This window comes from Pseudomonas sp. p21, assembly GCF_001642705.1.
GTDB lineage: Bacteria > Pseudomonadota > Gammaproteobacteria > Pseudomonadales > Pseudomonadaceae > Aquipseudomonas.
The window spans coordinates 69,367-92,296 of record NZ_LWBV01000010.1 but is presented as its reverse complement, the minus strand read 5'-3'; the positions used below and the strand labels follow the sequence as shown (position 1 = coordinate 92,296).

At 65.2% G+C, this 22,930-nt stretch carries 19 protein-coding genes; 5 read left to right on the top strand and 14 right to left on the bottom strand.

The window, feature by feature from the left end:
* Positions 1–38: 38 nt before the first annotated feature.
* Positions 39–2,285 carry a catalase/peroxidase HPI gene (gene katG / locus A4C63_RS24210; protein WP_063914968.1) on the bottom strand — a complete coding sequence of 749 codons (2,247 nt, stop codon included), beginning with the start codon at positions 2,283–2,285 and terminating at the stop codon, positions 39–41.
* 450 nt (positions 2,286–2,735) lie between these two features.
* On the opposite strand from katG, the gene A4C63_RS24205 reads away from it, so the two are divergent.
* Both A4C63_RS24205 and A4C63_RS24200 read left to right on the top strand, forming a co-directional pair.
* Positions 2,736–3,641, top strand: coding sequence for a LysR family transcriptional regulator (locus A4C63_RS24205; protein WP_063914967.1), 906 nt, complete (start codon positions 2,736–2,738; stop codon positions 3,639–3,641).
* A gap of 99 nt (positions 3,642–3,740) precedes the next feature.
* Positions 3,741–4,337 (top strand): hypothetical protein, encoded by a 597-nt coding sequence (locus A4C63_RS24200; RefSeq protein WP_063914966.1) that lies wholly within the window; start codon positions 3,741–3,743, stop codon positions 4,335–4,337.
* Between the two features lie 106 nt (positions 4,338–4,443).
* Here the strand turns inward: A4C63_RS24200 and A4C63_RS24195 are convergent, their stop codons facing one another.
* Positions 4,444–5,322 carry a DMT family transporter gene (locus A4C63_RS24195; RefSeq protein WP_063914965.1) on the bottom strand — a complete coding sequence of 293 codons (879 nt, stop codon included), beginning with the start codon at positions 5,320–5,322 and terminating at the stop codon, positions 4,444–4,446.
* 247 nt (positions 5,323–5,569) lie between these two features.
* Here A4C63_RS24195 and A4C63_RS24190 point away from each other — a divergent pair, with 247 nt between their 5' ends.
* Positions 5,570–6,394 carry an aldo/keto reductase gene (locus tag A4C63_RS24190; protein ID WP_063914964.1) on the top strand — a complete coding sequence of 275 codons (825 nt, stop codon included), beginning with the start codon at positions 5,570–5,572 and terminating at the stop codon, positions 6,392–6,394.
* A gap of 173 nt (positions 6,395–6,567) precedes the next feature.
* On the opposite strand, the gene A4C63_RS24185 is transcribed toward A4C63_RS24190, so the two are convergent.
* The 5 genes from A4C63_RS24185 to A4C63_RS24165 form a co-directional block, all read right to left on the bottom strand.
* Positions 6,568–8,664 carry a bifunctional diguanylate cyclase/phosphodiesterase gene (locus tag A4C63_RS24185; RefSeq protein WP_063914963.1) on the bottom strand — a complete coding sequence of 699 codons (2,097 nt, stop codon included), beginning with the start codon at positions 8,662–8,664 and terminating at the stop codon, positions 6,568–6,570.
* 127 nt (positions 8,665–8,791) lie between these two features.
* Positions 8,792–9,286 (bottom strand): GNAT family N-acetyltransferase, encoded by a 495-nt coding sequence (locus A4C63_RS24180; protein ID WP_063914962.1) that lies wholly within the window; start codon positions 9,284–9,286, stop codon positions 8,792–8,794.
* Positions 9,287–9,448: 162 nt separating this feature from the next.
* Positions 9,449–10,384: a catechol 1,2-dioxygenase gene (catA, locus tag A4C63_RS24175; protein WP_063914961.1), complete on the bottom strand. Its 936-nt coding sequence runs from the start codon at positions 10,382–10,384 to the stop codon at positions 9,449–9,451.
* Between the two features lie 43 nt (positions 10,385–10,427).
* Positions 10,428–10,718, bottom strand: coding sequence for a muconolactone Delta-isomerase (gene catC / locus A4C63_RS24170; protein ID WP_060497109.1), 291 nt, complete (start codon positions 10,716–10,718; stop codon positions 10,428–10,430).
* Between the two features lie 150 nt (positions 10,719–10,868).
* On the bottom strand, positions 10,869–11,990 hold the full coding sequence (locus tag A4C63_RS24165) for a muconate cycloisomerase family protein (RefSeq protein ID WP_063914960.1): 1,122 nt from the start codon (positions 11,988–11,990) through the stop codon (positions 10,869–10,871).
* Between the two features lie 135 nt (positions 11,991–12,125).
* On the opposite strand from A4C63_RS24165, the gene catR reads away from it, so the two are divergent.
* Positions 12,126–12,998, top strand: a complete 873-nt coding sequence (gene catR, locus A4C63_RS24160) for an HTH-type transcriptional regulator CatR (RefSeq protein WP_063914959.1) — start codon at positions 12,126–12,128, stop codon at positions 12,996–12,998.
* A gap of 213 nt (positions 12,999–13,211) precedes the next feature.
* Positions 13,212–14,546, top strand: coding sequence for a D-serine ammonia-lyase (locus tag A4C63_RS24155; protein WP_063914958.1), 1,335 nt, complete (start codon positions 13,212–13,214; stop codon positions 14,544–14,546).
* 76 nt (positions 14,547–14,622) lie between these two features.
* Here A4C63_RS24155 and A4C63_RS24150 read toward each other — a convergent pair whose 3' ends face one another.
* From A4C63_RS24150 to alr, 7 genes are all read right to left on the bottom strand, one after another.
* Positions 14,623–15,456, bottom strand: coding sequence for a helix-turn-helix transcriptional regulator (locus A4C63_RS24150; protein ID WP_172827555.1), 834 nt, complete (start codon positions 15,454–15,456; stop codon positions 14,623–14,625).
* A gap of 53 nt (positions 15,457–15,509) precedes the next feature.
* Entirely contained in the window at positions 15,510–16,922 is a 1,413-nt protein-coding gene (locus tag A4C63_RS24145) for an aminotransferase (RefSeq protein WP_063914956.1), read from the bottom strand.
* A 34-nt stretch (positions 16,923–16,956) separates the two neighbouring features.
* Positions 16,957–18,060 carry a polyamine ABC transporter substrate-binding protein gene (locus A4C63_RS24140; protein WP_063914955.1) on the bottom strand — a complete coding sequence of 368 codons (1,104 nt, stop codon included), beginning with the start codon at positions 18,058–18,060 and terminating at the stop codon, positions 16,957–16,959.
* A gap of 252 nt (positions 18,061–18,312) precedes the next feature.
* Positions 18,313–19,014, bottom strand: a complete 702-nt coding sequence (locus tag A4C63_RS24135) for an NAD(P)H-dependent oxidoreductase (RefSeq protein ID WP_063915017.1) — start codon at positions 19,012–19,014, stop codon at positions 18,313–18,315.
* 43 nt (positions 19,015–19,057) lie between these two features.
* Positions 19,058–20,473: an aldehyde dehydrogenase family protein gene (locus tag A4C63_RS24130; protein ID WP_063914954.1), complete on the bottom strand. Its 1,416-nt coding sequence runs from the start codon at positions 20,471–20,473 to the stop codon at positions 19,058–19,060.
* A complete protein-coding gene (locus A4C63_RS24125) occupies positions 20,466–21,656 on the bottom strand; it encodes a pyridoxal phosphate-dependent aminotransferase (RefSeq protein WP_063914953.1) in 1,191 nt (396 codons plus the stop codon). The genes A4C63_RS24130 and A4C63_RS24125 overlap by 8 nt, the downstream gene beginning before the upstream one ends.
* A gap of 24 nt (positions 21,657–21,680) precedes the next feature.
* Positions 21,681–22,910, bottom strand: a complete 1,230-nt coding sequence (gene alr / locus A4C63_RS24120) for an alanine racemase (protein ID WP_063914952.1) — start codon at positions 22,908–22,910, stop codon at positions 21,681–21,683.
* Positions 22,911–22,930: the final 20 nt, after the last annotated feature.

Below are 22,930 nucleotides of genomic sequence, written 5' to 3'. Positions count from 1 at the left end.
CTGCGCTGTACCTGGGTAGAGCGCCCCCGAAAACACTGCTACTTCAAATCAAACCGATCCAGCTCCATTACTTTCTGCCAGGCTGCCACAAAGTCCCGCACGAACTTGTCACCGCCATCAGCGCTGCCATACACCTCGCTCAACGCCCGCAACTGGGCATGGGAACCAAACACCAGGTCAACCCGGCTACCGGTCCACTTCACCTGCCCGGTCTTGCGGTCGCGGCCTTCGAAGGTTTCGTTATCCGCCGAGGTCGGCTTCCATTCCACGCCCATGTCCAGCAGGTTGCGGAAGAAGTCGTTGCTCAGGGTACCGACCTTGTCGGTGAACACGCCCTGCTGGCTGCCGCCATGGTTGGCGCCGAGCACACGCAGGCCGCCGATCAGCACGGTCATTTCAGGCGCGGTGAGGGTCAACAACTGGGCCTTGTCCAGCAGCAGCTTCTCGGCCTTGACGCTGTAGCGGGCCTTGGTGAAGTTGCGGAAGCCATCGGCCAGCGGCTCCAGCACGGCGAACGACTCGACGTCGGTCTGCGCCTGAGAGGCATCGGTACGCCCCGGGCGGAACGCCACGCTGACGTTGTGCCCGGCGTCCTTGGCAGCCTTTTCCACTGCGGCGGTGCCGGCGAGAACGATCAGGTCGGCCAGGGAGATTTTCTTGCCACCGGCATTGAACTCGGCCTGGATCTTCTCCAGGGCCGCCAGCACCTTGCCCGTGCCCTGGTTCGCCGGCCAGTCCTTCTGCGGCGCCAGGCGCAGGCGACCACCGTTGGCCCCGCCACGCTTGTCCGAACCGCGGAAAGTCGACGCCGCCGCCCAGGCAGTGGCCACCAGATCGCCAACGCTCAGGCCCGACGCCAACACCTTGGCCTTGAGCGCGGCAATGTCCTGCTCGCCCACCAACGGGTGATCGACCTTTGGGAGCGGGTCCTGCCACAGCAACTCTTCGTTGGGCATTTCCGGGCCCAGGTAGCGCGCCAGCGGGCCCATGTCGCGGTGGATCAGCTTGTACCAGGCACGGGCGAACGCGTCGGCCAGCTGATCAGGGTTGTCCTTGAAGCGACGGGCGATCGGCTCGTAGATCGGGTCGAAGCGCAGCGCCAGGTCGGACGTGAGCATGGATGGAGCATGGCGCTTGGCCGGGTCGTGGGCATCCGGCACGGTGCCTGCCCCTTTGCCCTCTTTCGGCCGCCACTGGTGGGCACCGGCCGGGCTCTTGGTCAGTTCCCAGTCGAAGTTGAACAGGTTATTGAGGTACTCGTTGCTCCACCGGGTGGGGGTCGAAGTCCAGGTCACTTCCAGGCCACTGGTGATGGTATCGCCACCCTTGCCGCTGCCGAACTTGTTGGCCCAACCCAGCCCCTGCAGTTCCAGGCCTGCGGCTTCCGGTTCGGGGCCGACGTTGTCGGCAGGGCCGGCACCGTGGGTCTTGCCGAAGGCGTGGCCGCCAGCAATCAGCGCCACGGTTTCTTCATCGTTCATCGCCATGCGGCCGAAGGTGTCACGGATGTCCTTGCCCGAAGCCACCGGGTCGGGGATACCTTCCGGGCCTTCCGGGTTCACGTAGATCAGGCCCATCTGCACGGCAGCCAGCGGGTTCTCCAGGTTGCGCTCGCCCTGCAAGGTCCGGCTTTGCTCCTCCGGACGCTTGGCCGGCTCCGCCACCAGGTCGCCCTGGCCGGGCGGCTGGGCTTTGCCGTAGCGGGTGTCACCGCCCAGCCAGACCTTTTCCGAACCCCAGTACACATCTTCGTCCGGCTCCCACACATCGGCACGCCCGCCGGAGAAGCCGAAGGTCTTGAAGCCCATGGATTCGAGGGCGACGTTGCCGGTGAGCACGATCAGGTCGGCCCAGGAGATCTTGTTGCCGTACTTCTGCTTGATCGGCCACAGCAGGCGCCGGGCCTTGTCCAGGCTGACGTTGTCCGGCCAGCTGTTGAGTGGGGCGAAGCGCTGCTGGCCAGAGCCTGCACCACCCCGGCCATCGCCGATACGGTAGGTCCCGGCGCTGTGCCAGGCCATGCGGATGAACAGCGGGCCGTAGTGGCCGAAGTCGGCGGGCCACCAGTCCTGGGAGTCGGTCATCAAGGCGGTCAGGTCTTTCTTCAGAGCCTGGAAGTCGAGGCTCTTGAACGCCTTGGCATAGTCGAAACCCGGGTCCATCGGGTCGGACTTGGAGGAATGTTGGTGAAGAATTCTCAGGTTGAGCTGGTCAGGCCACCAGTCACGGTTGGTGGTGCCGCCACCTGCGGTTTGATGGAACGGGCATTTCGATTCGTTCGACATCTGCGGGTACCTTTGGGTCGGTTATCCAGATTTCCGGTCTATGCCAGGTGTTCTTTCAGCCGAGCGCATGGGCTCGTGCTACCCCTCATAAGGTCTACACGGGGCTTGCGAAGCTGTCACGACGGGGTTGGCGGGGTCTTGCACGCAAGTGCTGACATGCCGCCCGTTCGCCGAATTCGCGGGGCCAGAGGAAAGACTAGCCGAGCTTGGGCAGAGTTCTAATAGAGTGGCTATTGAGGGGTGATAGCTTGGCTCTGTCAGGGTCATGCCTGTGCTGGCCTCTTCGCGGGCACGCCCACTCCCACAGGACCTCCATAGGTCTTGAGGGCTGTGCAGCACTTGTGGGAGCGGGCATGCCCGCGAAGAGGCCGGCACATCCATACAAGGCAATCAGACTGCCCACATGCTTCAATACACCGCCACCCCCTCTACTCCGGAACCCGCCACCTCATGAACCGCAACGACCTGCGCCGCGTCGACATGAACCTGCTGGTACTGTTCGAAGCCCTGATGATCGAACGCAACCTGACCCGGGTCGGCGAAAAGCTGTTCATCACCCAGCCCACCGTCAGCGCCGCCCTCGCCCGCCTGCGCGAACTGTTCGACGACCCGCTGCTGATCCGCAACGGCCGGGCCATGGAGCCCACGCCACGGGCCATGCAGATCTTCGCCGAGCTGGGGCCGGCCATGGACGTGATTTCCGCCGCCATCAGCCGCGCCCATGAGTTCGACCCGGCCAACAGCTGCAACGTGTTCCGCCTGGGCCTGTCGGACGATGCCGAATTCGGCCTGTTCCCTGCCCTGTTACAGGCCCTGCGCGAAGAGGCCCCGGACATCAGCGTGGTGGTGCGCCGGGCCAACTTCCTGCTGATGCCGGGGCTGCTGGCCAGCGGCGAGATCTCGGTAGGCGTGAGCTACACCACAGACCTGCCGGCCACCGCCAAGCGCCGCAAGCTGCGCGACATCGGCGTGCGGGTGCTGCGCGCCGATGACCGCCCGGGCCCGCTGACACTCGACGAATACTGCGCCCGCCCGCATGTGATGGTGTCGTTTTCCGGTGACATGAGCGGCAATATCGACCTCGACCTGGCGCGCATCGGCCGCTGCCGCAAGGTGGTGCTGGCGGTGCCGCAGTTCGGCAGCCTGCGCGCCTTGCTGCGCAACACCGAGATGATCGCCACGGTGCCGGACTACGCCGCCTGCGCCCTGGCCGACGACGGCAGCCTGCGCGCCGACCCGGCACCGTTCGAGATCACCGAAGCCGAACTGTCGATGGTCTGGAGCGGCGCCCAGGACAACGACCCGGCCGAGCGCTGGCTGCGCGAACGCATCCTGCAGTTCATGGCCACGCGGTGATGCATCGACCTCATCGATAGCCACCATGAATGCCATCAAGTTCCGCTGCGGCCAGCCCGGACGGAAGATGGCGGCGTTCACTGATTGATGAGGCCTCCCATGAAAACCGGCATGATCGCTGCCCTGCTCGCCTTGCTGGCCGCCCTTGGCGGTTGTGCCAGCCCGGCCGCTACCGACTCGCAGCCCTATGGGCACTTCTATTCGGCCACGGCCATTTCCAGCGTCGCCTTGGCCCCCGGCCAACGGGTGGCGGTGCTGCTGGGGCGTGACGCCACAGCGACCCTCGAATACCTCGACAGCCATCGCCCCCAGGCCGCCGCCAAGGCCCAGGGCAAGCGCGTCCCGGTGGCTACCGTGAGCAGCGAGAGCCAGGCGTATGACTGGCTGGCGCGGTCACTGGCGCAGCAGTTTGCCGACGTGACTTTCTATGACAACCTCGACACGCTGCTGGGCGACCACCCGGATGTGATCGTGCTACTGGACACCGAAAGCCGTTTGGCCAGTGCGGATATCGAAAGCCGGGTGGTGGCGCGTTTTTTCGATGACCAGCTGACCTATATCGGCCGGGCTGAAGGGCGGGCTAGCAAGCGCCTGGGCGATGTGGCACGGGTGGTCGAGGATGAGCGTGCGGTACAGGCGGATGCGCTGCGGGACTTTGACGATTCGTTGCAGGCTTTATTGAAGAGGCGCGTTTGAAGGCCCTTTCGCGGGTAAGCCCGCTCCCCCAGGCACATCGCAACCCTCGGCCAGGGCGCTGGACCTGTGGGAGCGGGTTTACCCGCGAAGAGGCCATTAAAGGTTGTCACTTGCCCCGCTGCATCCACGCCGCCCCAAGCCCACTCAGGCAGATCACCGAGATGCCCACCAGGCTCAGGGTATCCGGCACCTGGCTGTAGACAACCAACCCAAGCAACCCGGCAAACACGATCTGGCAATAGCTGAACGGTGCCAGCAACGCCGGTGCCGCATGGCGGAAGGCCTGGGTCAGCAGCAGGTGCGCAGTCATGCCAAAGCCACCCAGCGCCAGCATCAGCAGCGCATGGTCCCAACGCGGCATCTCCCAGAAGAACGGCACCAGCGCACTCATCGCCAGGGTGTTGCACAACCCCGCATAGAAGTTGCTGGTGGTCGGGCTGTCATGCGCAGCCAGGATACGCGTCAGCAACTGATAGAAGCAGAAGCCCAGCGCCGAACCGAACGGATACAGGATGGCTGGGGTAAACATCGCCCCGCCCGGGTGCACCACCACCAGCACGCCGATGAAGCCCATCACCACCGCCACCCACTGCCCCACCGTCACCCGCTCCTTCAGCAGCGGCGCCGACAGCGCGGTGACCAGCACCGGGGCGAGGAAGTTGACCGCCGTGGCCTCGGCCAGCGGCAGGTACTGCAGGCCGGTGGTGAACAGCAGGCTGGTACTCAGCAGGCTCAGGGCACGTAACGTCTGCAACAACGGCCGGCGGGTGCGCAGCACGTTGAGCCCGGCCTTGGGCAGGAAAATGCTGGCCATCAGCAACGTGTGCACCACATACCGCGCCCACACCACCATGATGATCGGGTACAGGCCGCCGAGGAACTTGGACAGGGCATCGTGACTGGCGAACAGGAACGTCGCCACCACCACCAGGGCGATGCCGCGCAGGGGTTGGTTGACTCCGGACAGCGGTGTGCTGGAACTCATGGCACTCTCGATGACGGCGCGGCTGGATGCGGCGCCCAGGGAAGGCCGCGCAGGCGTTGCCTGGCGGATGCATCAGATCGGATTCTAGAAGAGATACCGAAGCATAAGGAAGTTCAATTGCCGCTTGTCCAGGTCGACTGCAATTTCTGTTCGCTGATCGACCACTTTCCGCTCCACGCGCATGGCCCGTGCCGTGCTGATCGCCGACCATCGAGTGCGAACCCTGCACACCCTACAAGGAATTTACATGCAAAGGCTCACCACCCGTAACGGCCTGAACCTGCCCGCGATCGGCCTGGGCACCTGGCCAATGACTGGCAGCGAGTGCACCCAGGCCGTGCGCCAGGCGCTTGAAGTGGGTTACCGGCACATCGACACCGCCACTGCCTATGACAACGAAGCCGCCGTCGGCCAGGCCCTGCGCGACAGCGACGTGCCACGCGAGCAGATTCACCTGACCACCAAGGTGTGGTGGGATCGCCTGGCGCCCAAGGCCATGCGCCAGTCGCTGGAGGACAGCCTGCGCGCGCTGGGGACCGAGCAGGTCGACCTGTTCTACATCCACTGGCCCGGCCAGGACTGGGACCTGGCCCGCAGCATCGAAACCCTGGTAGCACTGCGTGACGAGGGCAAGGCGCGCAGCATCGGCGTGGCCAACTTCCCGCTGGGGTTGCTGCGCCAGGTGGTGGAAACCCTGGGCGCGCCATTGTCGGCGATCCAGGTGGAATACCACGTGCTACTCGGCCAGCAACCGCTGCTGGACTATGCCCGCCGCCACGACCTGCTGCTCACCGCCTACACCCCGCTGGCCCGTGGGCAGGCGGCGGCGCAGCCGGTGATCCAGGCGATTGCCCGCAAACATGGCGTACTGCCCAGCCAGGTGGCGCTGAAGTGGTTGCTGGACCAGGACGGCGTGGCGGTGATCCCCAAGGCCGGCAGCCGCGAGAACCAGCTGGCCAACCTGGCGGCGTTGAACGTGCAACTGGATGACGAGGACCGCATGGCGATTGCCGGGTTGCCGAAGGACCAGCGGGTGGTGAGCCCGGCGTTTGCGCCAGACTGGAACAGCTGAGGCTTGCTCAGGCCTTGAAAGCTTGCACGGCCCATTGTGGGAGCGGGTTCACCCGCGAACACCGGCGCAGCCGGTGCCAGCCACCGTGTCGCCTGTTTCGCGGGTGAACCCGCTCCCACAGGTACTGCATGGGCCGATCGGCTGCGGTGATTCTGCAGGAGCGCGCAAGGACTCTATGCCGGCGTCATGACCTGCTTCAACCGCTCGCTCGCCGGTGCCGGCCGCCCGTACAGGTAACCCTGGAAGTGCGAGCACCCCTCCGCCGCCAACCGGCGCATCTGCTCCTCCGACTCCACCCCTTCGGCCGTGGTCTTGATCATCAGGCTGTTGGACAGGTCGGTAATGGCGCGGATGATCGACATCGCCTCGCGGCTGTCGCACATGTCATGCACGAATGACTTGTCGATCTTGATCCGGTCGAACGGGAACGAACGCAGGTAGCCCAGCGAGGAATACCCAGTGCCGAAATCATCCAGCGAAATGGACACGCCCAGGTCCTTCAGTGCACGCAGGGTTCGCACGTTTTCCTCGCTGTTGCCCAGCAGCACCGATTCGGTGATTTCCAGCTCCAGCCGCTGCGGCGGCAGGCCGGAGTCGGCCAGCGCCAGGGCCACGATGTGCACCAGGTTGGCATTCTTGAACTGCACCGCCGACAGGTTGACCGACACCGTCTGCTCGCTGTCCCAGCTGGCCGCCTCCTGGCAAGCCAGGTTCAGCGCCCGGGTACCCAGTTCGTGGATCAGCCCGGTTTCCTCGGCAATGGGGATGAAGTCCATGGGCATGACCATGCCGCGGGTCGGGTGTTCCCAGCGCAGCAACGCCTCATAGCCGGTAACGCTGCTGGTCTGCTGGTCGACCACCGGCTGGTAGTGCAACTGCAACTGGCCCAGGTGCAGCGCGGTGCGCAGGTCGGTTTCTACCAGGCGACGCTGGCGGGCGGCGACGTCCAGTTCGACGTTGAAGCACTCGTAGCGGTTGCGGCCGTTGCGCTTGGCCTCGTACAGCGCCATGTCGGCGTAGCCCAGCAGTTGCTCGGCCTGGTCGCTGTCATCAGGCGCAATGGCGATACCGATGCTCACCCCCACCGTGAACTGGTGCCCCTCGATCTGGAACGGCGGGCAGATCGCGTTGATCAGCCGCTGCGCGGTGTTACATGCGGCCTCCCGGCCTTCCAGGCCGGCCAGCACCACGGCAAACTCGTCGCCGCCCAGGCGGGCCAGGGTGTCGTGCTCGCGCAGCTCGCGGCGCAGGCGCTTGCCCAGCGCGCGTAGCAGCTTGTCGCCAAAGGCGTGGCCCAGCGAGTCGTTGATGTTCTTGAAGTTGTCCAGGTCCAGGCACAGGGCGGCGGTCAGCTTGGCGTGCTCGCTGCCACGCACCAGCGCCTGGCGCAGGCGTTCGTTGAACAGGGTGCGGTTGGGCAGCCCGGTCAGCGCGTCGTGGTGCGCCATGTGGTGGATCTGCGCGTGGGCGGCCAGCTCTTCGGTGGCGTCTTCGGCGACGAACAGCACGTAGTCGGCCTGGCCTTCGCGGTTCTGGCTAAGCAAGGTGCGGCTGCGCAGGGTGCGCGGGCCACAGGCCGTGTCGACCCGGGTTTCGGCGGCATGGCCCTTGGTGCTGCGGGCACCACGGGCCAGTTGCTGTTCCAGGTAGCCGGCAGCGCCCGCTGCCAGGCATTCGCCGGGCAACTGCCCGGTCATGCTGCGCTGCGGCCCGCCGAACAGGCGTTCGGCCTGCTGGTTGGCCAACAGGATGCGCTGGCTTTCCAGGTCCTGGACAATGACGCTGGCGGGGATGTTGGCAATCACCGAATCAAGGAACTGCGACAACTTGGCCATTTCCTGGCTGTACTGCTCGGCCAGCTCCTTGGCCTGCAGCAGTTCCAGCTCCTGGCGCTGGCGCTCGGAAATGTCGCGAGTAACCTTGGCGAAGCCCACCAGTTGCCCGGCATCGTCGTATACCGCGTCGATCACCACATGGGCATGGAAGGCCGTGCCGTCCTTGCGCAGGCGCGAACCGATCTCTTCGAAGCGCCCGGTGCTGCGCGCTTGCTCCAGGTTGCGCGCGGGCAGCCCGGCGGCGCGCTCGGCATCGGAGTAGAACAACGAGTAGTGCTGGCCGACGATTTCCTCGGCCAGGTAGCCTTTGGCGCGCTGGGCGCCGGGGTTCCAGTTGGCGACGATACCTTCGGGGGTGAGCAGGTAGAAGGCATAGTCCACCACACTCTGGATCAACAGCCGGTACATGATGTCGGGGCTTGCAACTAGCGACATGAGCTTTACCTGGGCCTTCGAAAGACATGAAAAGGATTGATGGCATTATGCCTTTGATCAACATTTTGTGAAGCAGCTCACAAAAAGCCACGATCCATTCAAAGGGCGAACGAAGGCTGGCAATCCTTCAATGGCGGGCGCCCTTCACCAGAAAATTGAGCAAGGCCGGTTCGTCATCCAGGGCTATTGCCTGCGCCGGGCGCGACAGCTCGGCCAACACTGCATTGCAGAAGGCCACGGCAGGCGCGTCCTGTGCGTAACAGCGCAACAGCCAGTCGCCCTCGCCGCCCAGCAGCTGCAACGCCACCGCCCGGCCGATGCCTTGGCGGCGGTACTTTTTCAGGATGAACAGATCGGCCAGTTCGAACGCGTCGATGCCCGGCAGCTCGCTGCGTTCGACCAGCACGAAGCCGGCGATGAAGCCGTCGGCCAACACCAGGTACGCCCCCCAGCCATCGGCCTGCCAGTAACGTTGCAGGTGCTCGTCATGGATATAGAAGCGGCCGTCCACTTCCACGTCTTCCTGCTCCCAGTCGGAGGACTCGTAGGCATAGAACTGGTAGAGGTTGCGAATAAGCGGGGCCTGGTCGGCGGTGGTTGCCAGCAGTTCGATGGGCAGCATGGTGGTGGGCTCGGGTAAAAGGCGGATTCTAGATCAGCAGCCCCTGGCAGCAAAAAGCCCGGGCCCTCCCCGCACGGAAAGGCCCAGGCAAAAACCAGTCATCAATCGGTAGGGGGCCCTGTGGGAGCGGGCATGCCCGCCCCACCGGGATCCCTTCAGGGCTCAGCTGTTTTGCAACGCGCGCGGGCGGTGGCTGCGCGCCTCGGCGTCCGGCGCCTTGGCCGCCTGCAGGTGAAAGTCGAACGCCAGCTCGGCAAAGCGCTCGCCCTGTACGCCACGGTCTCGCGCCGCCCCGGCATCCTCGACAAAGCGCAGCTCGCCAATAAGCCCGTCACGGGTAGCATAGGCAAAGTCATCCCACAGGTATTGATCGCCGGCGAAGTTGATCTGCGTGGTCAGGTGGCGGTGCCCCGGCGCCGAGATGAAGAAGTGCACGTGCGCCGGGCGCTGGCCGTGGCGGCCGAGCAGGTCCAGGCACTCCTGGGTTGGCCCCTGCGGATCGCAACCGTACCCCGACGGCACGATGGAACGCGCGCGGTAGCGCCCTTCAGCATCGGTGATGATGCGCCGGCGCAGGTTGTACTCGGACTGGGTCGAGTCGAAGTACGAATAGGTGCCCTGGGTGTTGGCGTGCCACAGGTCGACAGTGGCGCCGGCCAACGGCTTGCCATCGGCATCGAACACCTGGCCCTGGAGGAACATCACCACGCCCGGGTCGCTGCCGTCGTCCATGCGCACTTCGCCTTGCGCCAGCGGCGCCCCCGCCACATACAGCGGGCCTTCGATGGTGCGCGGGGTACCGCCGCTCAGCCCGGCCTCGGCGTCCTTGGCGTCCTGCAGCAGGTCGAGGAAGTGCTCGATGCCCAGGCCCGCAGCCAGCAGGCCGGCTTCGTTACGGCCACCCAGGCGGTTGAGGTAGTCGACGGCATGCCAGAACTCGTCCTCGGTGATTTCCAGGTCTTCGATCAACCGCGCAGTGTCCTGCAGCACACGCAGGACGATCTGCTTGAAGCGTGGGTTGCCTTCGGCATGGCCCAGGCCGGCCACTTCCTTGAAGAACGCCTGAACATCGGCAGTGTGGGAAATTTTCACGGTCATCGTGCTTACCTCATCTTGTTCTTGTCAGGTAGACAGGTGCGACTCAGCGGTCGTCGCTGTGGATCGACGAGGGGTGCCGGCACAGGCCGTTGACCTCGATGTCCATGTACGGGAACAGCGGCAGCTGCATCAGGGTGTCGTGCAGCGCCTCGACGCTGGGTACATCGAACACGCTGTAGTTGGCGTAGTGCCCGGCAATGCGCCACAGGTGACGCCAGGTGCCTTCGCGCTGCAGGCGCTGGGCCAGTTCCTTTTCGTCGGCCTTGAGCCGGGCGGCCTTGGCCGGGTCCATGTCGACCGGCAGTTTCACGGTCATCTTCACGTGGAACAGCATGCTGGTATCTCCTTTCTCTGATTTGGCGCGAACACTGTGGGAGCGGGCGAGCCCGCGAACACGGGCGAAGCCCGTGCCATCCACCGCGTCGCCTGCTTCGCGGCTAAAGCCGCTCCCACAGGGGTTGTGTGTTCTTTCAGCCAGCGTGACTCAGCGACGGGTGAAGCGCGCCAGGCGCTGTTCGTCCAGGGTCAGGCCCAGGCCCGGGGTGCGTGGAATGTGCAACTGGAAGTCGTGGTACTGCGGTGGCTCGTTGACGATTTCTTCGGTCAGCAGCAGCGGCCCGAACAGCTCGGTGCCCCAGGTGAGCTGGCGCAGGGTCAGGAAAGCATGAGCCGAGGCCAGGGTGCCGATCGAGCCTTCGAGCATGGTCCCGCCATACAGGGCGATGCCGGCAGCCTCGGCAATTTGCGCGGTGCGCAATACGGCGCGAGGGCCGCCGTTCTTGGCGATTTTCAGGGCGAAGATGCTGGCCGCGCCGTCAGCAGCCAGGCTGAAGGCGTCTTCGACGCTTTCGATCGATTCATCGGCCATGATCGGCGCCGGGCTGCGCTGGTTCAGGCGCACCTGGCCGCTGCGGTTGATGCGCGAAATCGGTTGTTCGATCAGGTCGATGCCGTTGTCGCCGAGCACCTGGCAGGCACGGATGGCCTGGGACTCGTCCCAGTACTGGTTGACATCGACCCGCACGCTGGCGCTGTCGCCCAGCTCGCGCTTGATCGCCACCACGTGCTTGAGGTCCTGGGCCAGCGGGTTGGCGCCGATCTTCAGCTTGAACACCCGATGCCGGCGAATCTCCAGCATGTGCCGGGCTTCGGCAATGTCGCGGGCGGTGTCGCCGCTGGCCAAGGTCCAGGCCACTTCCAGGCTGTCGCGCACACGGCCACCCAGCAGTTCGCTGACCGGCAGGCCCAGGCGCTTGCCCTGGGCGTCGAGCAAGGCGCTCTCGATACCCGACTTGGCAAAGGTGTTGCCCTTGGCCAGCTTGTCCAGCTTGAGCATGGCGGCGTTGATGTTGTCGGCCGGCTGGCCGATCAGCGCCGGTGCCAGGTGCGCATCGATGTTGGCCTTGATGCCCTCGGGGCTTTCGTAGCCATAGGCCAGGCCGCCGATGGTGGTCGCCTCGCCGATGCCTTCCACGCCATCGCTGCAGCGAACACGCAATACCACCAGGGTCTGCTGCTGCATGGTGTGCATCGCCAGCTTGTGCGGGCGAATGGTCGGCAGGTCGACGATAATTGCCTCAATACGTTCAATCAGCGCGCTTGTCATTATTGCCAGGTCCCGTTATATCGGGCTGCCAGCCGCAGGCCCGAGTGGTGCATTTACTTGCGTGTTCAAGGATTGCGCGAGACCCTGATAGCCGTCCAATATCGAATGAATCTCCCACCATACCCTGGAGGTCTGATGGAGCTGCGCCACCTGCGTTACTTCAAGGTCCTGGCCGAAACTCTGAACTTCACGCGCGCCGCCGAGCTGCTGCACATTGCCCAGCCACCGCTGAGCCGGCAGATCAGCCAACTCGAAGACCAGCTGGGCACGTTGCTGGTGGTGCGCGAGCGCCCGCTGCGGCTGACCGAGGCGGGTCGCTTTTTCTATGAACAGACCTGCACCGTGCTGCAGCAGCTGGAGAACATCAGCGACAACACCCGCCGCATTGGCCAGGGCCAGCGTCAGTGGCTGGGGATCGGCTTCGCTCCCTCGACCCTGTACACGGTGCTGCCGGAGCTGATCCGCGAGCTGCGCCAGGACAGCGAACTGGAACTGGGCCTGAACGAGATGACCACGCTGCAGCAGGTGGAGGCGCTGAAAAGCGGGCGTATCGACATCGCCTTCGGGCGCATTCGCATCGATGACCCGGCCATACACCAGCAAGTGCTACGCGAGGACCCGTTGGTGGCCGTGCTGCCCAAGGGCCACCCGCTGGCGAGCAGCCCGCTTACGCTTGCCCAGCTGGCTGGCGAGGCGTTCATCCTCTACCCGGCCAACCCAAGGCCCAGCTATGCCGACCATGTGCTGGCGCTGTTCGCCCACCACGGCATGAGCATCCGCGTCAGCCAGTGGGCCAACGAACTGCAGACCGCCATTGGCCTGGTGGCCGTTGGTGTGGGCGTGACCCTGGTACCGGCGTCGGTGCAGCAGCAGCATCGCACCGATATCGAATATGTCAGCCTGCTCGACAGTGGCGCCGTCAGCCCGATCATCCTCAGCCGGCGCAAGGGCGACGTGAGCCCGATCGTGCAGCGCTGCCTGGCGTTGATTGCGCAGCAGGCCGAATGAGGGCGCGGTCCTGCAGGATCAACGGTCCGCCTAGATACCCGAGGCTTGCGCGCATCCCTGTGGGAGCGGGCGTGCCCGCGAACACGGGCGAAGCCCGTGCCAGCCACGGTATCGTCTGTTTCGCGGGCGCGCCCGCTCCCACAGGGTCCTCGCCAATCCGCAGGAACGGCCTGATATTGCCCCCGGCCATCATCAACCAACAGGAAACCCAGCATGATTCACGGCAAGACACTGCAAGCATGGTGCAGCTCCCACCCTCTGATCGAAGACCTGGTGGCCCTGCGCGAAACCCGCTGGTTCAACCCGCACATCGCCCCTGCCGCCCAGGCCCTGGCCGATGTCGGCCTGAGTGCCGCCGACGTCAGTGCCGCCAGTAACCGGCTGGCACGCTTTGCCCCGTACCTGGCCTGCGTGTTCCCGGATACCACCGCCGCCGGCGGCATCATCGAGTCGCCACTTCGCCCGTTGCCTACCCTGCACGCCACCTTGCTGCAGGCGGCGGGCCTGCCGGCCAGCGGTTCGCTCTGGCTCAAGGCCGACAGCGAGCTGCCGATCTCCGGTTCGATCAAGGCCCGCGGCGGTATTCATGAAGTTCTCAAGCATGCCGAGGACCTGGCCCTGGCGGCCGGCCTGATCAGCCTCGACAGCGATTACCGGGTACTGGCCAGCGACCAGGCCCGGCAATTCTTCAGCCAGTACAAGGTTGCGGTCGGCTCGACCGGCAACCTCGGCCTGTCGATCGGCATCATGAGCGCCAGGCTGGGTTTCCAGGCCACCGTGCACATGTCGGCCGATGCCCGCCAGTGGAAGAAGGACAAGCTGCGCGCCCATGGCGTGAGCGTGGTCGAGTACGAAAGCGACTACAGCGTAGCGGTGGAGCAAGGGCGACAGCAGGCGGCGGCGGACCCGAGTTGCTACTTCGTCGACGACGAGAACTCGCCACACCTGTTCCTCGGCTATGCCGTGGCAGCCGAGCGGCTGGCGGGCCAGTTCGAGGCCGCGGGTATCAGGGTGGATGCCGAGCACCCGTTGTTCGTCTACCTGCCCTGCGGGGTCGGCGGTGGCCCGGGTGGCGTAGCGTTCGGCCTGAAGCTGATCTGGGGCGACCATGTGCACTGCATCTTCGCCGAGCCCACCCACTCGCCCTGCATGTTCCTGGGGGTGTACAGCGGTTTGCATGACGCCACCAGCGTGCAGGATTTTGGCATCGATAACCTGACCGCCGCCGACGGCCTGGCGGTGGGCCGCCCTTCCGGCTTTGTCGGCAAGGCGATGCAGCGTTTGCTCGATGGCTATTACACGGTCAGCGACGAGACGCTGTATCGGCTATTGGTGCTGGCCCATGACCAGGAGAATGCACGCCTGGAACCTTCGGCGCTGGCGGGGATGCCGGGCATGGTCAAGGTGCTTGAATCGCCTGAGTACCTGGCGCGCATGGGACTGTCGGCCGGGCGCATGGAGCGGGCCACGCATCTGGTGTGGGGGACCGGTGGCAGCATGGTGCCGGAGGCAGAGTTTGCGGCCTATCTAGCTAAAGGAAGGGGCTGAGAATTATTGGGGGGCAGCGCTCCCACAGGGATCGCGCCAGCTTTCAGATTTGAGTAAGGCAGTTGCTCATTTGCTGCTAGGCCGGCAGGTGAACGCCGCGCAGCCAGTCGATAAACCGCGCAAACAACTCCGACTGCGAGTTGATCTGCAGCTTCAGGTACAGATTCTTGCGGTGCATGCGCACGGTTTCCGGCGAGATGCCCAGCTCCAGCGCGGTGGACTTCACCGAATGCCCGCGCAAGATCATGTGCGCCACCTCCCGCTCACGGTCGGTCAGCACCTGGCAGCCGAAACTGTCGAACGCCGCCTGCAGGCTGCCACGCTCGGCCGGTGCCGGGTCGGGCTCCAGATGATGCCTGGCATAGCGCCCCAGCAGTTCACGCACCATCGGCTCCAGCGCCCGCAGCAGGTCGATCTGCCCGGCGCTCAGGCGCGTGCCGCTGCAGCCCTGGAAAAGGCTCAGCGACAACTTGCGGCCAGCGCTGAGGTCGACGATGTAGTAGCTGTCTTCACTGCAACCGGTACCCAGGTAATAGGCCTTGTAATAGTCGCTGTCGAAGAAGTTGTCCGGGGCGATTTCCTGCAGGTGGTAGAAGCCCTCGGCCAGGCCGCTCTGCACCGCCAGGCAGAACGGGTCGAGCAGGTAGCCGGCACTGAAGTAGCGCTCCAGCACCGCGGCACGGTGCAGGTCGGGGATGCCTTGCTGGTACAGCAGCTGTGGCGCCCGCCCCTGGCACTCGAGGCTGATCATCATCGACTCCACCTGCACCAGCTGGCCGATGGCAGCCGCCACATGCGCCAGCGCCTCGGGCGTTTCGCTGTGGGCCAGCGCGCGCTGCAGCGCCGCATGCCATTGCTGCAGCGCGCCCAGTGAAAGGGTAAGCGGAGTGTCGGGAGAGGCCTGGGTCATGCCCGGCAGTCTAGCCTGCCAGGCACGCCCACGCACAGCCCTTTGCGCCAGGTTCATCGGCCCTGATACAGGCCAAGCGCCGTGAGTTCGCGCGCAGTTTCGATGATGCACTGGCGCAGGGTTTCGACGATCTCGTCCACTTGCGCATGGGTGATGATCAACGGCGGCGACATCACGTTCAGGTGCATGATCGGCCGCACCAGCAACCCTTTGGCCTGGGCCTTGCTGTGAATGCGTTCACCGATGTTCACCTCGTCCGCGAACAGCGCCTTGCTGGCCTTGTCGGCAACGAACTCGACACAGGCCATCAGCTTCATGCAGCGCACATCCCCCACCAGCGGCAGCTCGCGCAGGCTTTGCAGGCGTTGTTCCAGGTAGCCACCGACGTCCTTGACGTGCTCCAGCAACTGCTCGCGCTCGATGATCTCGATGTTCTTCAGCGCCGCGGTACAGCACACCGGGTGGCCGCTGTAGGTGAAACCGTGGGTAAAGCAGCGGCCCTTGCCCGGCTCGGCGATCACCTGCCAGATCCGTTCGGAGAAGATGCACGCCCCCAGCGGCAGGTAGGCCGAGGTCAGGCCCTTGGCGGTGGTGATGATGTCGGGGGTGACGCCGAACAGTTCCTCGCTGGCAAAGAAGGTGCCCAGGCGCCCGAACGAGGTCACCACTTCGTCGGCGACGAACAGGATGTCGTAGGTCTGGCACAGCTGCCACATGCGCTGGAAGTAGCCCTTGGGCGGAATGATCACCCCGCCCGAGCCCATGATCGGCTCGGCGAAGAACGCCGCCACGTTGTCGGCCCCCAGCGAGAGGATCTTGTCCTCGAACTCGGCCACCAGGAAGTCGAGGAACTCGGCCTCGTCCATGTCGTGCGGGGCGCGATACGGGTTGGGGTTGGACACGTGGTGGATCAGGTCGTGGTGATAATCGAACTCCGGCACCCGGTCAGCGGCCTTGTTGCCGATCGACATGGTCAGCGTGGTGGAGCCGTGGTAGGCGTTGTAGCGGGCGATGATGTGCTTCTTGTGCGGCTTGCCACGGCAGTTCTGATAGTACTGGATCAGCCGGTAGGCGGTGTCGACGGCGGTCGAGCCACCCGTGGTAAGGAACACATGATCGAGGTCGCCCGGAGCCAGCTGCGCGAGCTTCTGGCACAGCTCGATGGCCACATCGTTGGCCATGTCGGAGAACGGGTTGGAATAGGCCAACTGGCGTACCTGATCGGCGATGGCCAGGGCCATTTCCTCGCGGCCCAGGCCAATGTTGGTGCACCACATGCCGCCGACGGCATCGAGGAAGCGGTTGCCGTGGGTATCGCGGATGTAGGCGCCCTCGCCGGCAACGATGTTCAGCGCGCCTTGCTCGCGGTGCTCGTCGAACACATGGTAGCCGTGCATGTAGTGGGCCTTGTCGGCGTCCACCAGCGGGTCGTGGGCAATGGCGAATGCTTTGCTTGGGGTGGCCATGGGCAGCTCCTTGGCAGTGATCGTTGGGCAGTGTTCAGAAACCGGTCTTGACCGTGCTCCAGACACGGGTGATGGCGCGCATGTCCTTCGGGCTCTGGGTTTTCTGCGCGAACAGGCGCTCGCGGGTTTGCGCGTCGGGGTAGATGGCCGGGTCCTGGCGGATCTCGTCGCGCACCAGCGCAGTGGCGGCGGCGTTGCTGTTGGCGTAGTGGATGTAGTCGGTGACCTTGGCCATGGTCTGCGGCTGCAGCAGGAACTCGATGAAGCGGTGGGCGTTGGCCGCGTGCGGCGCATCCTTGGGGATGTACAGGTTGTCGAACCAGATCAGCGAGCCTTCCTGGGGGATGAAGAACGACAGCTTGATGTCCTTCTTCGCTTCCACCGCGCGGGCCTGGGCGGTGGCGTAGTCACCGGACCAGGTCAGGGCCAGGCAGACATCGCCATTGGGCAGGCTGGTGAGGTAGTTGACCGAGTCGAACTTGCGAATGTACGGGCGAATGCCCAGCAGCAGTTGTTCAGCCGCCTTGAGGTCGGCCGGCGATGCACTGCGTGGGTCCTTGCCCAGGTACTGCAGGGCCAGCGGGATGACTTCGGTCGGCGCGTCCATCAGGGTGACGCCACAGTCGGCGAAGCGCGAGACGATCTGAGGGTCGAACAGCATGGCCAGCGAGCCGATGGGGGCATCGGGCATGCGCGCGGTGATCTTGTCGACGTTGAAGGTCACCCCCGAGCTGCCCCAGGTGTAGGGCGCCGAGTATTTCAGGCCGGGGTCATAGCCTTGCAGATTGTTCACCACCTGCTGGTCGAGGTTGTGCCAGCTGGGCAATTGCTGCTTGTCCAGCGCCTGGAACACACCGGCGCTGATCAGCGGGGGTACCAGGGAAGCGTTGAGCATGACCAGGTCGTAGCCGGAGCGGCCGGTGAGCAGTTTGGTCTGTACCGTTTCGTAGCCATCGAAGGTGTCGTAGATGACCTTGATGCCGGTGGCCTTCTCGAAGTCGGCCAGGGTGGTTTCGCCGATGTAGTCGGTCCAGTTGTACAACCGCAACGTGTTACCGCTGTCCACCTCTGCCGCCTGGGCCAGGCTTGCGCCAGACGCCAGCAGCAGACCGCCAATCACCTTCAGTACCTTGCGCATGGCAACTCCATCGTGTGAGTGCTCAGGATCGAGCCGATGGGGGCACTATCGGGGGATTTGCCGAAGGGGGACATACCCCGAATGTGTGGGTGGTCGTTTTTAGTGCTGCACAGTATGTGCTTTTTGTAGGAGCAGCCTTGTGCTGCGAAGAGGCCGGCACCAATCATGCATTTGCATGCGCCATGAGGGCCTCTTCGCAGCACAAGGCTGCTCCTACAGGTTCACCACCATCCTCGACAACGGAGTGGAAGTTCAGATAAGCGGGTAAAGCGCCTCATCGAATTGCTCCAGGCGCGGGAACACCAGTGGCTGGTCGTCCGAAAGCTGCTCCAGGCGCTGCCGGTACTGCTGTAGAAAGCCCTGCCGCGCCTCGTCACTGATGTAAGGCACATGCCAGGCCACGAACGGCGGCAATACCTCGAACCCGACATAGGCCAGCGTGCCGCGCAAGATCGGCCGCAGCATGTCCTCCAGCGGCCCGTGGATCGCCCCGTCGCCAAACATGTGCTCGCGCCCGCCCAGGGTCACGGTCACCAGCGCCTTCTTGCCCGCCAACCCGCCCTGGTCGTAGAAGCGCTTGCCGCCATAGCACACCCCCGACACCAGCACCCGGTCGATCCAGCCCTTGAGCATGGCCGGCGCCGAGAACCAGAAGATCGGGAAGTTCAGCACCAGCAAGTCGGCCCACAGCAGCTTGTCCAGCTCTTGCTGGATATCCGCGGCAATGGCGCCGCGCTTGACCCCCTGGCGTTGCTCCAGGGCATACACCAGGTACTCGGGGTTCTCGCGCTGGGTGAAGTCATCGGCACTGGCCACCGGGTTCCAGCCCATGGCGTACAGGTCGCTGACCTGCACCTGATGGCCCTGGGCGCGGAAGGTTTCCACGGCCTGGTCACGCAGGGCAGCAGTGAACGATTGCGGCTCGGGGTGAGCGTGGACGATCAGTACATTCACAAACATTCTCCTCACACAAAACAGGTTGTCTTCCAGCTGTGGCTCAGCACTGCACCGCTTTCACCTCGACGAACTCCGCCAAACCTTCCTCGCCCCACTCGCGCCCGTTGCCCGACTGCTTGTAGCCACCGAAAGGTGCCTGGTAGTTGAACCCGCCACCGTTGATGAAGCACTGCCCGGCGCGTATCTGCCGCGCCAGAACCAGGCCGTGCTCGCGGCTGCCGGCCCACACCGCGCTGGACAGGCCGAACGGCGAATCATTGGCCAGGGCCAACGCCTGGGCCTCGTCGGCATAGGGGATCAGGCACAGCACCGGGCCGAAGATTTCCTCCTGGGCGATACGCATGCGGTTGTCGACGTCAGCGAACAACGTCGGCGCCACGTAGAATCCGCGTTCGAAGCCGGCTGGCGTGTCTCCGCCGCACAGCAGGCGCGCACCCTCCTCCTGCCCCAGGCGAATGTAGTCGAGCACGGTGCGCCGCTGGCCTGCCGAACACATCGGCCCGAGGAAGCTGGCCGGGTCACGCGGGTCGCCCATGACCAACGCGCGGGCCTCGGCCTCGGCAATCTCAAGCGCTTCGGCGTAGCGGCTGGCCGGTAGCAGCATGCGGGTCAGGGCCGTGCAGGTCTGCCCCGAGTTGATCATCACGTCCTGCACGCCATGGCGCACCGCCGCGTGCAGGTCGGCGTCCGCGGTAATCAGCAGCGGCGATTTGCCGCCCAGCTCCAGGCACACCCGCTTCACCGTGGGCGCGGCCGCCTGGGCCACGCGCACCCCGGCGCCGGTGGAGCCGGTGAACGACACCATGTCCACCTGCGGGTGCCGGGCCAGGGCCTCGCCGACCTTGGCCCCCGGCCCGCTGACCAGGTTGAACACCCCGGCCGGCAGGCCGATGGCCTCGATCATCTCGGCCAGCATGAACGCATGCAGCGGCGTTTCCTGGCTGGGCTTGACCACCACCGTGCAGCCGGCGGCCAAGGCCGGTGCCAGCTTGCCGATCATCTGGTGCAGCGGGTAGTTCCATGGGTTGATGAACGCGCACACGCCAACGGCCTCGCGGTACACCAGTGAGTTACCGACTTCGCGCACCTCATCCATCAGCCCGGCCAGTTCGGCGTACTGCTCCAGCCCAGCGATCGGGCCCTCTACCTGCACCGCCTGGCACCACTGCACCGGCATGCCCAGCTCGTCGGTGATGACCGAGGCCATTTCCGCCGCGCGGCTTTTCAGCTGTGCGGCCAACGCCGTTATGTACCCGGCCCGTACGCTGGACGGCGTGCGTGACCAACCATCAAAGGCCCGCCGCGCGGCCATCACCGCCCGTTCGACATCGGCCTCGGCGCCCAACGGCACGCGGCCGATGGCCTGTTCGGTGGCCGGGTCGATCACCTCGGCCATGCCCTGCCCGCTCGGTACCTGCCAGGCGCCGTCGATGTACAGCCGCGCATACTCACGCATGGGCCTGCCCCTGCATCAGTGCGGCGGCGCAGCGGGCGATGCGCTGGCAAGCGTCGGCCAAGGCCTCGTTACCCAGTACCAGGCCCAGGCGGATATGCCCGGCAGCGCTGGGGCCGAAGGCTTCGCCGGCGAGCACCGACACACCCTGGCTGTCGAGCAGGCGATCGGCGAAGGCCTGGGCGCTGAGGCCGGTCTCGCGGATATCGACCATCACGAACATGCCGCCATCGGGCTTGAGCACCTTGATGCCCGGGCAGCCTGCCAACTGCTCGCACACCAGGTCGCGGCGCTGGCGATAGGCCTCGCGCATGGTATCGAGCTCGGGCAGTTGCTGCTCCAGTGCCACCACGGCGGCGTCCTGGATGAAGTCCGGTGAACCGTACAACATGCACAGGGCGAGGTTTTCCAGGTGGCTGGCAAGCTCTGTCGAACCGACCACCCAGCCCATCCGCCAGCCGGTCATGGCATGCGACTTCGACAGGCTGTTGAGGGTGGCGGTACGCTCGGCCATGCCCGGCAGGCTGCCGGGGCTGACATGCTCACCGTCGTAAAGCAGTTCGCTGTACACCTCGTCGGAGATCAGCCACAAATCGTGGGCGATGCACAGTTCGGCCAGCGCTTCCCAGGTGGCGCGCGGCAGGCTCGCCCCCGAGGGGTTGTGCGGGCTGTTCAGGGCCAGGGCGCGGGTGCGCGGGGTGATGCGCGCGGCCACGTCACGCGGGCACACGCGAAAGCCGTTCTCCGGCTTGACCGGCACCGGAACCACCTTGGCGCCACAGGCACCAAACACCGCCTCGTAGGTCACGTACATGGGCTCGGCGACAATCACCTCGTCACCCGGGTCGAGCACGCACTGGGCCACGCAGTACAGCGCACACTGGGCCCCGGCCAGCACCGTCACCTGGTCGGCATTGACGGCCTGGCCGCTGCGCTGGCGGTGGCGGTTGGCGATGGCCTGGCGCAGCGCCAGCTTGCCGCGCACATCGGCGTAATGGGTGTGGCCCGCACGCAGGCTGTCGATGGCCGCCTCGACGATCGGCGCGGGGGTGTCGAAGTCCGGGTCACCCACCGACAGCAGCAGGATATCCTTGCCCTCGGCCTGCAGCGCCAGGGCGCGGTAGTGGATGTCCCAGGCGGCAGCTCCGTCGCCGGCGATGCGTTGAGTGAGCTTGGCGTAGCGCATGGCAATCTCCCTTCATTGGCGGTTTCAGTCGACGAGAATCTTCGGGTTGGAACTGCCCCATACGGTGTACAAGTCGGCGAGCAGTGCACCGTTGATTTCTTCCATCTCGGCCTGGGTGATTTCACCCCCGGCCTGTTTGCCAAACAGCACCACTTCGTTGCCACCCTTCACATCGGGGAAGTCGGTGACATCGACCATCAACGTGTTCATCGACACCTTGCCCACCACCGGCACACGGTGGCCGTTGATCAACACATGGCCCTTGTTGGTGAACACCCGGCGGTAGCCGTCGGAGTAGCCGACGGTGATGTTGGCCAGGCGCGAATCACGCGCCAGGGTGAAGGTGCGGTCGTAGCCAACGGTGTTGCCTGCCGGGTAGCTGTGCACCGCCGCCACGCGCGACTTGAACTGCATGGCACGTTGGTATTCGGTATGCGTCGGTACGGTGTCGCCGAACAGCGCGCCGCCGGTGCGCACCATGTCCAGGCGCGCTTCCGGCACTTCCAGCGTAGCGAAGGAGTTGGCGGCGTGCAGGGTGAGCTTGCTGCGATCAAGCTTCGCGTGCTTGATCAGCCAGTCGGTCTGCTCGTTGAACGCTGCCAGGCCTTTGCGTACATCGTCCTTGTCTTCCACGGCGAAGTGGGTCATCAGCGCGACCAGCTTGAGGTGCTTCTGGTCGGTGATCTGCAGCGCTTCGCCACGGCCGGACCAGGTGGCCATTTCCACGCCGTTGCGGCTCATGCCGCTGGAGTTGAGCGCCAGATGGATGCGCAAGGTCTTGCCGTGGCGTTCGGCGAGGGCATCGAGTTGGCGGGCGAACTCGGCGCTGCCGACCAGCTCTTCCATGTCGTACTGCAGGGCATCTTCCACTTCGCTGACGCTGGCCAGGCGTACCCGCACCAGTTGCCCGGTGAAGCCGCTGGCGCGGACCACGCGAGCCTCCTCGTTGCTGGCCACGGCCACGCAGGGCACACCCTGGGCGATGATCGACGGCATCACCAGGCCGATACCGTGGCCATAGGCGTCGGCCTTGAGCACGGCGCACAGCTTGGACTTGCCGCCCAGCTCGGCCTGCAAGGTACGGATGTTGTGTTGCAGCGCGCCGGCACTGATTTCGACCCAGGCGTTGCTGTTCTGCACGGTCAGGGCCGTGGTGCCGTTGTCCATCGACAGAGGCGGTGCGGCGTACAGCGGGGCCTGGCCAGTGATCAGCAGAGCCAGGGATGCAGCCAGGAGGGTACGGCGAAATGGCATGGTGTCTTCTCTTGTTGTTC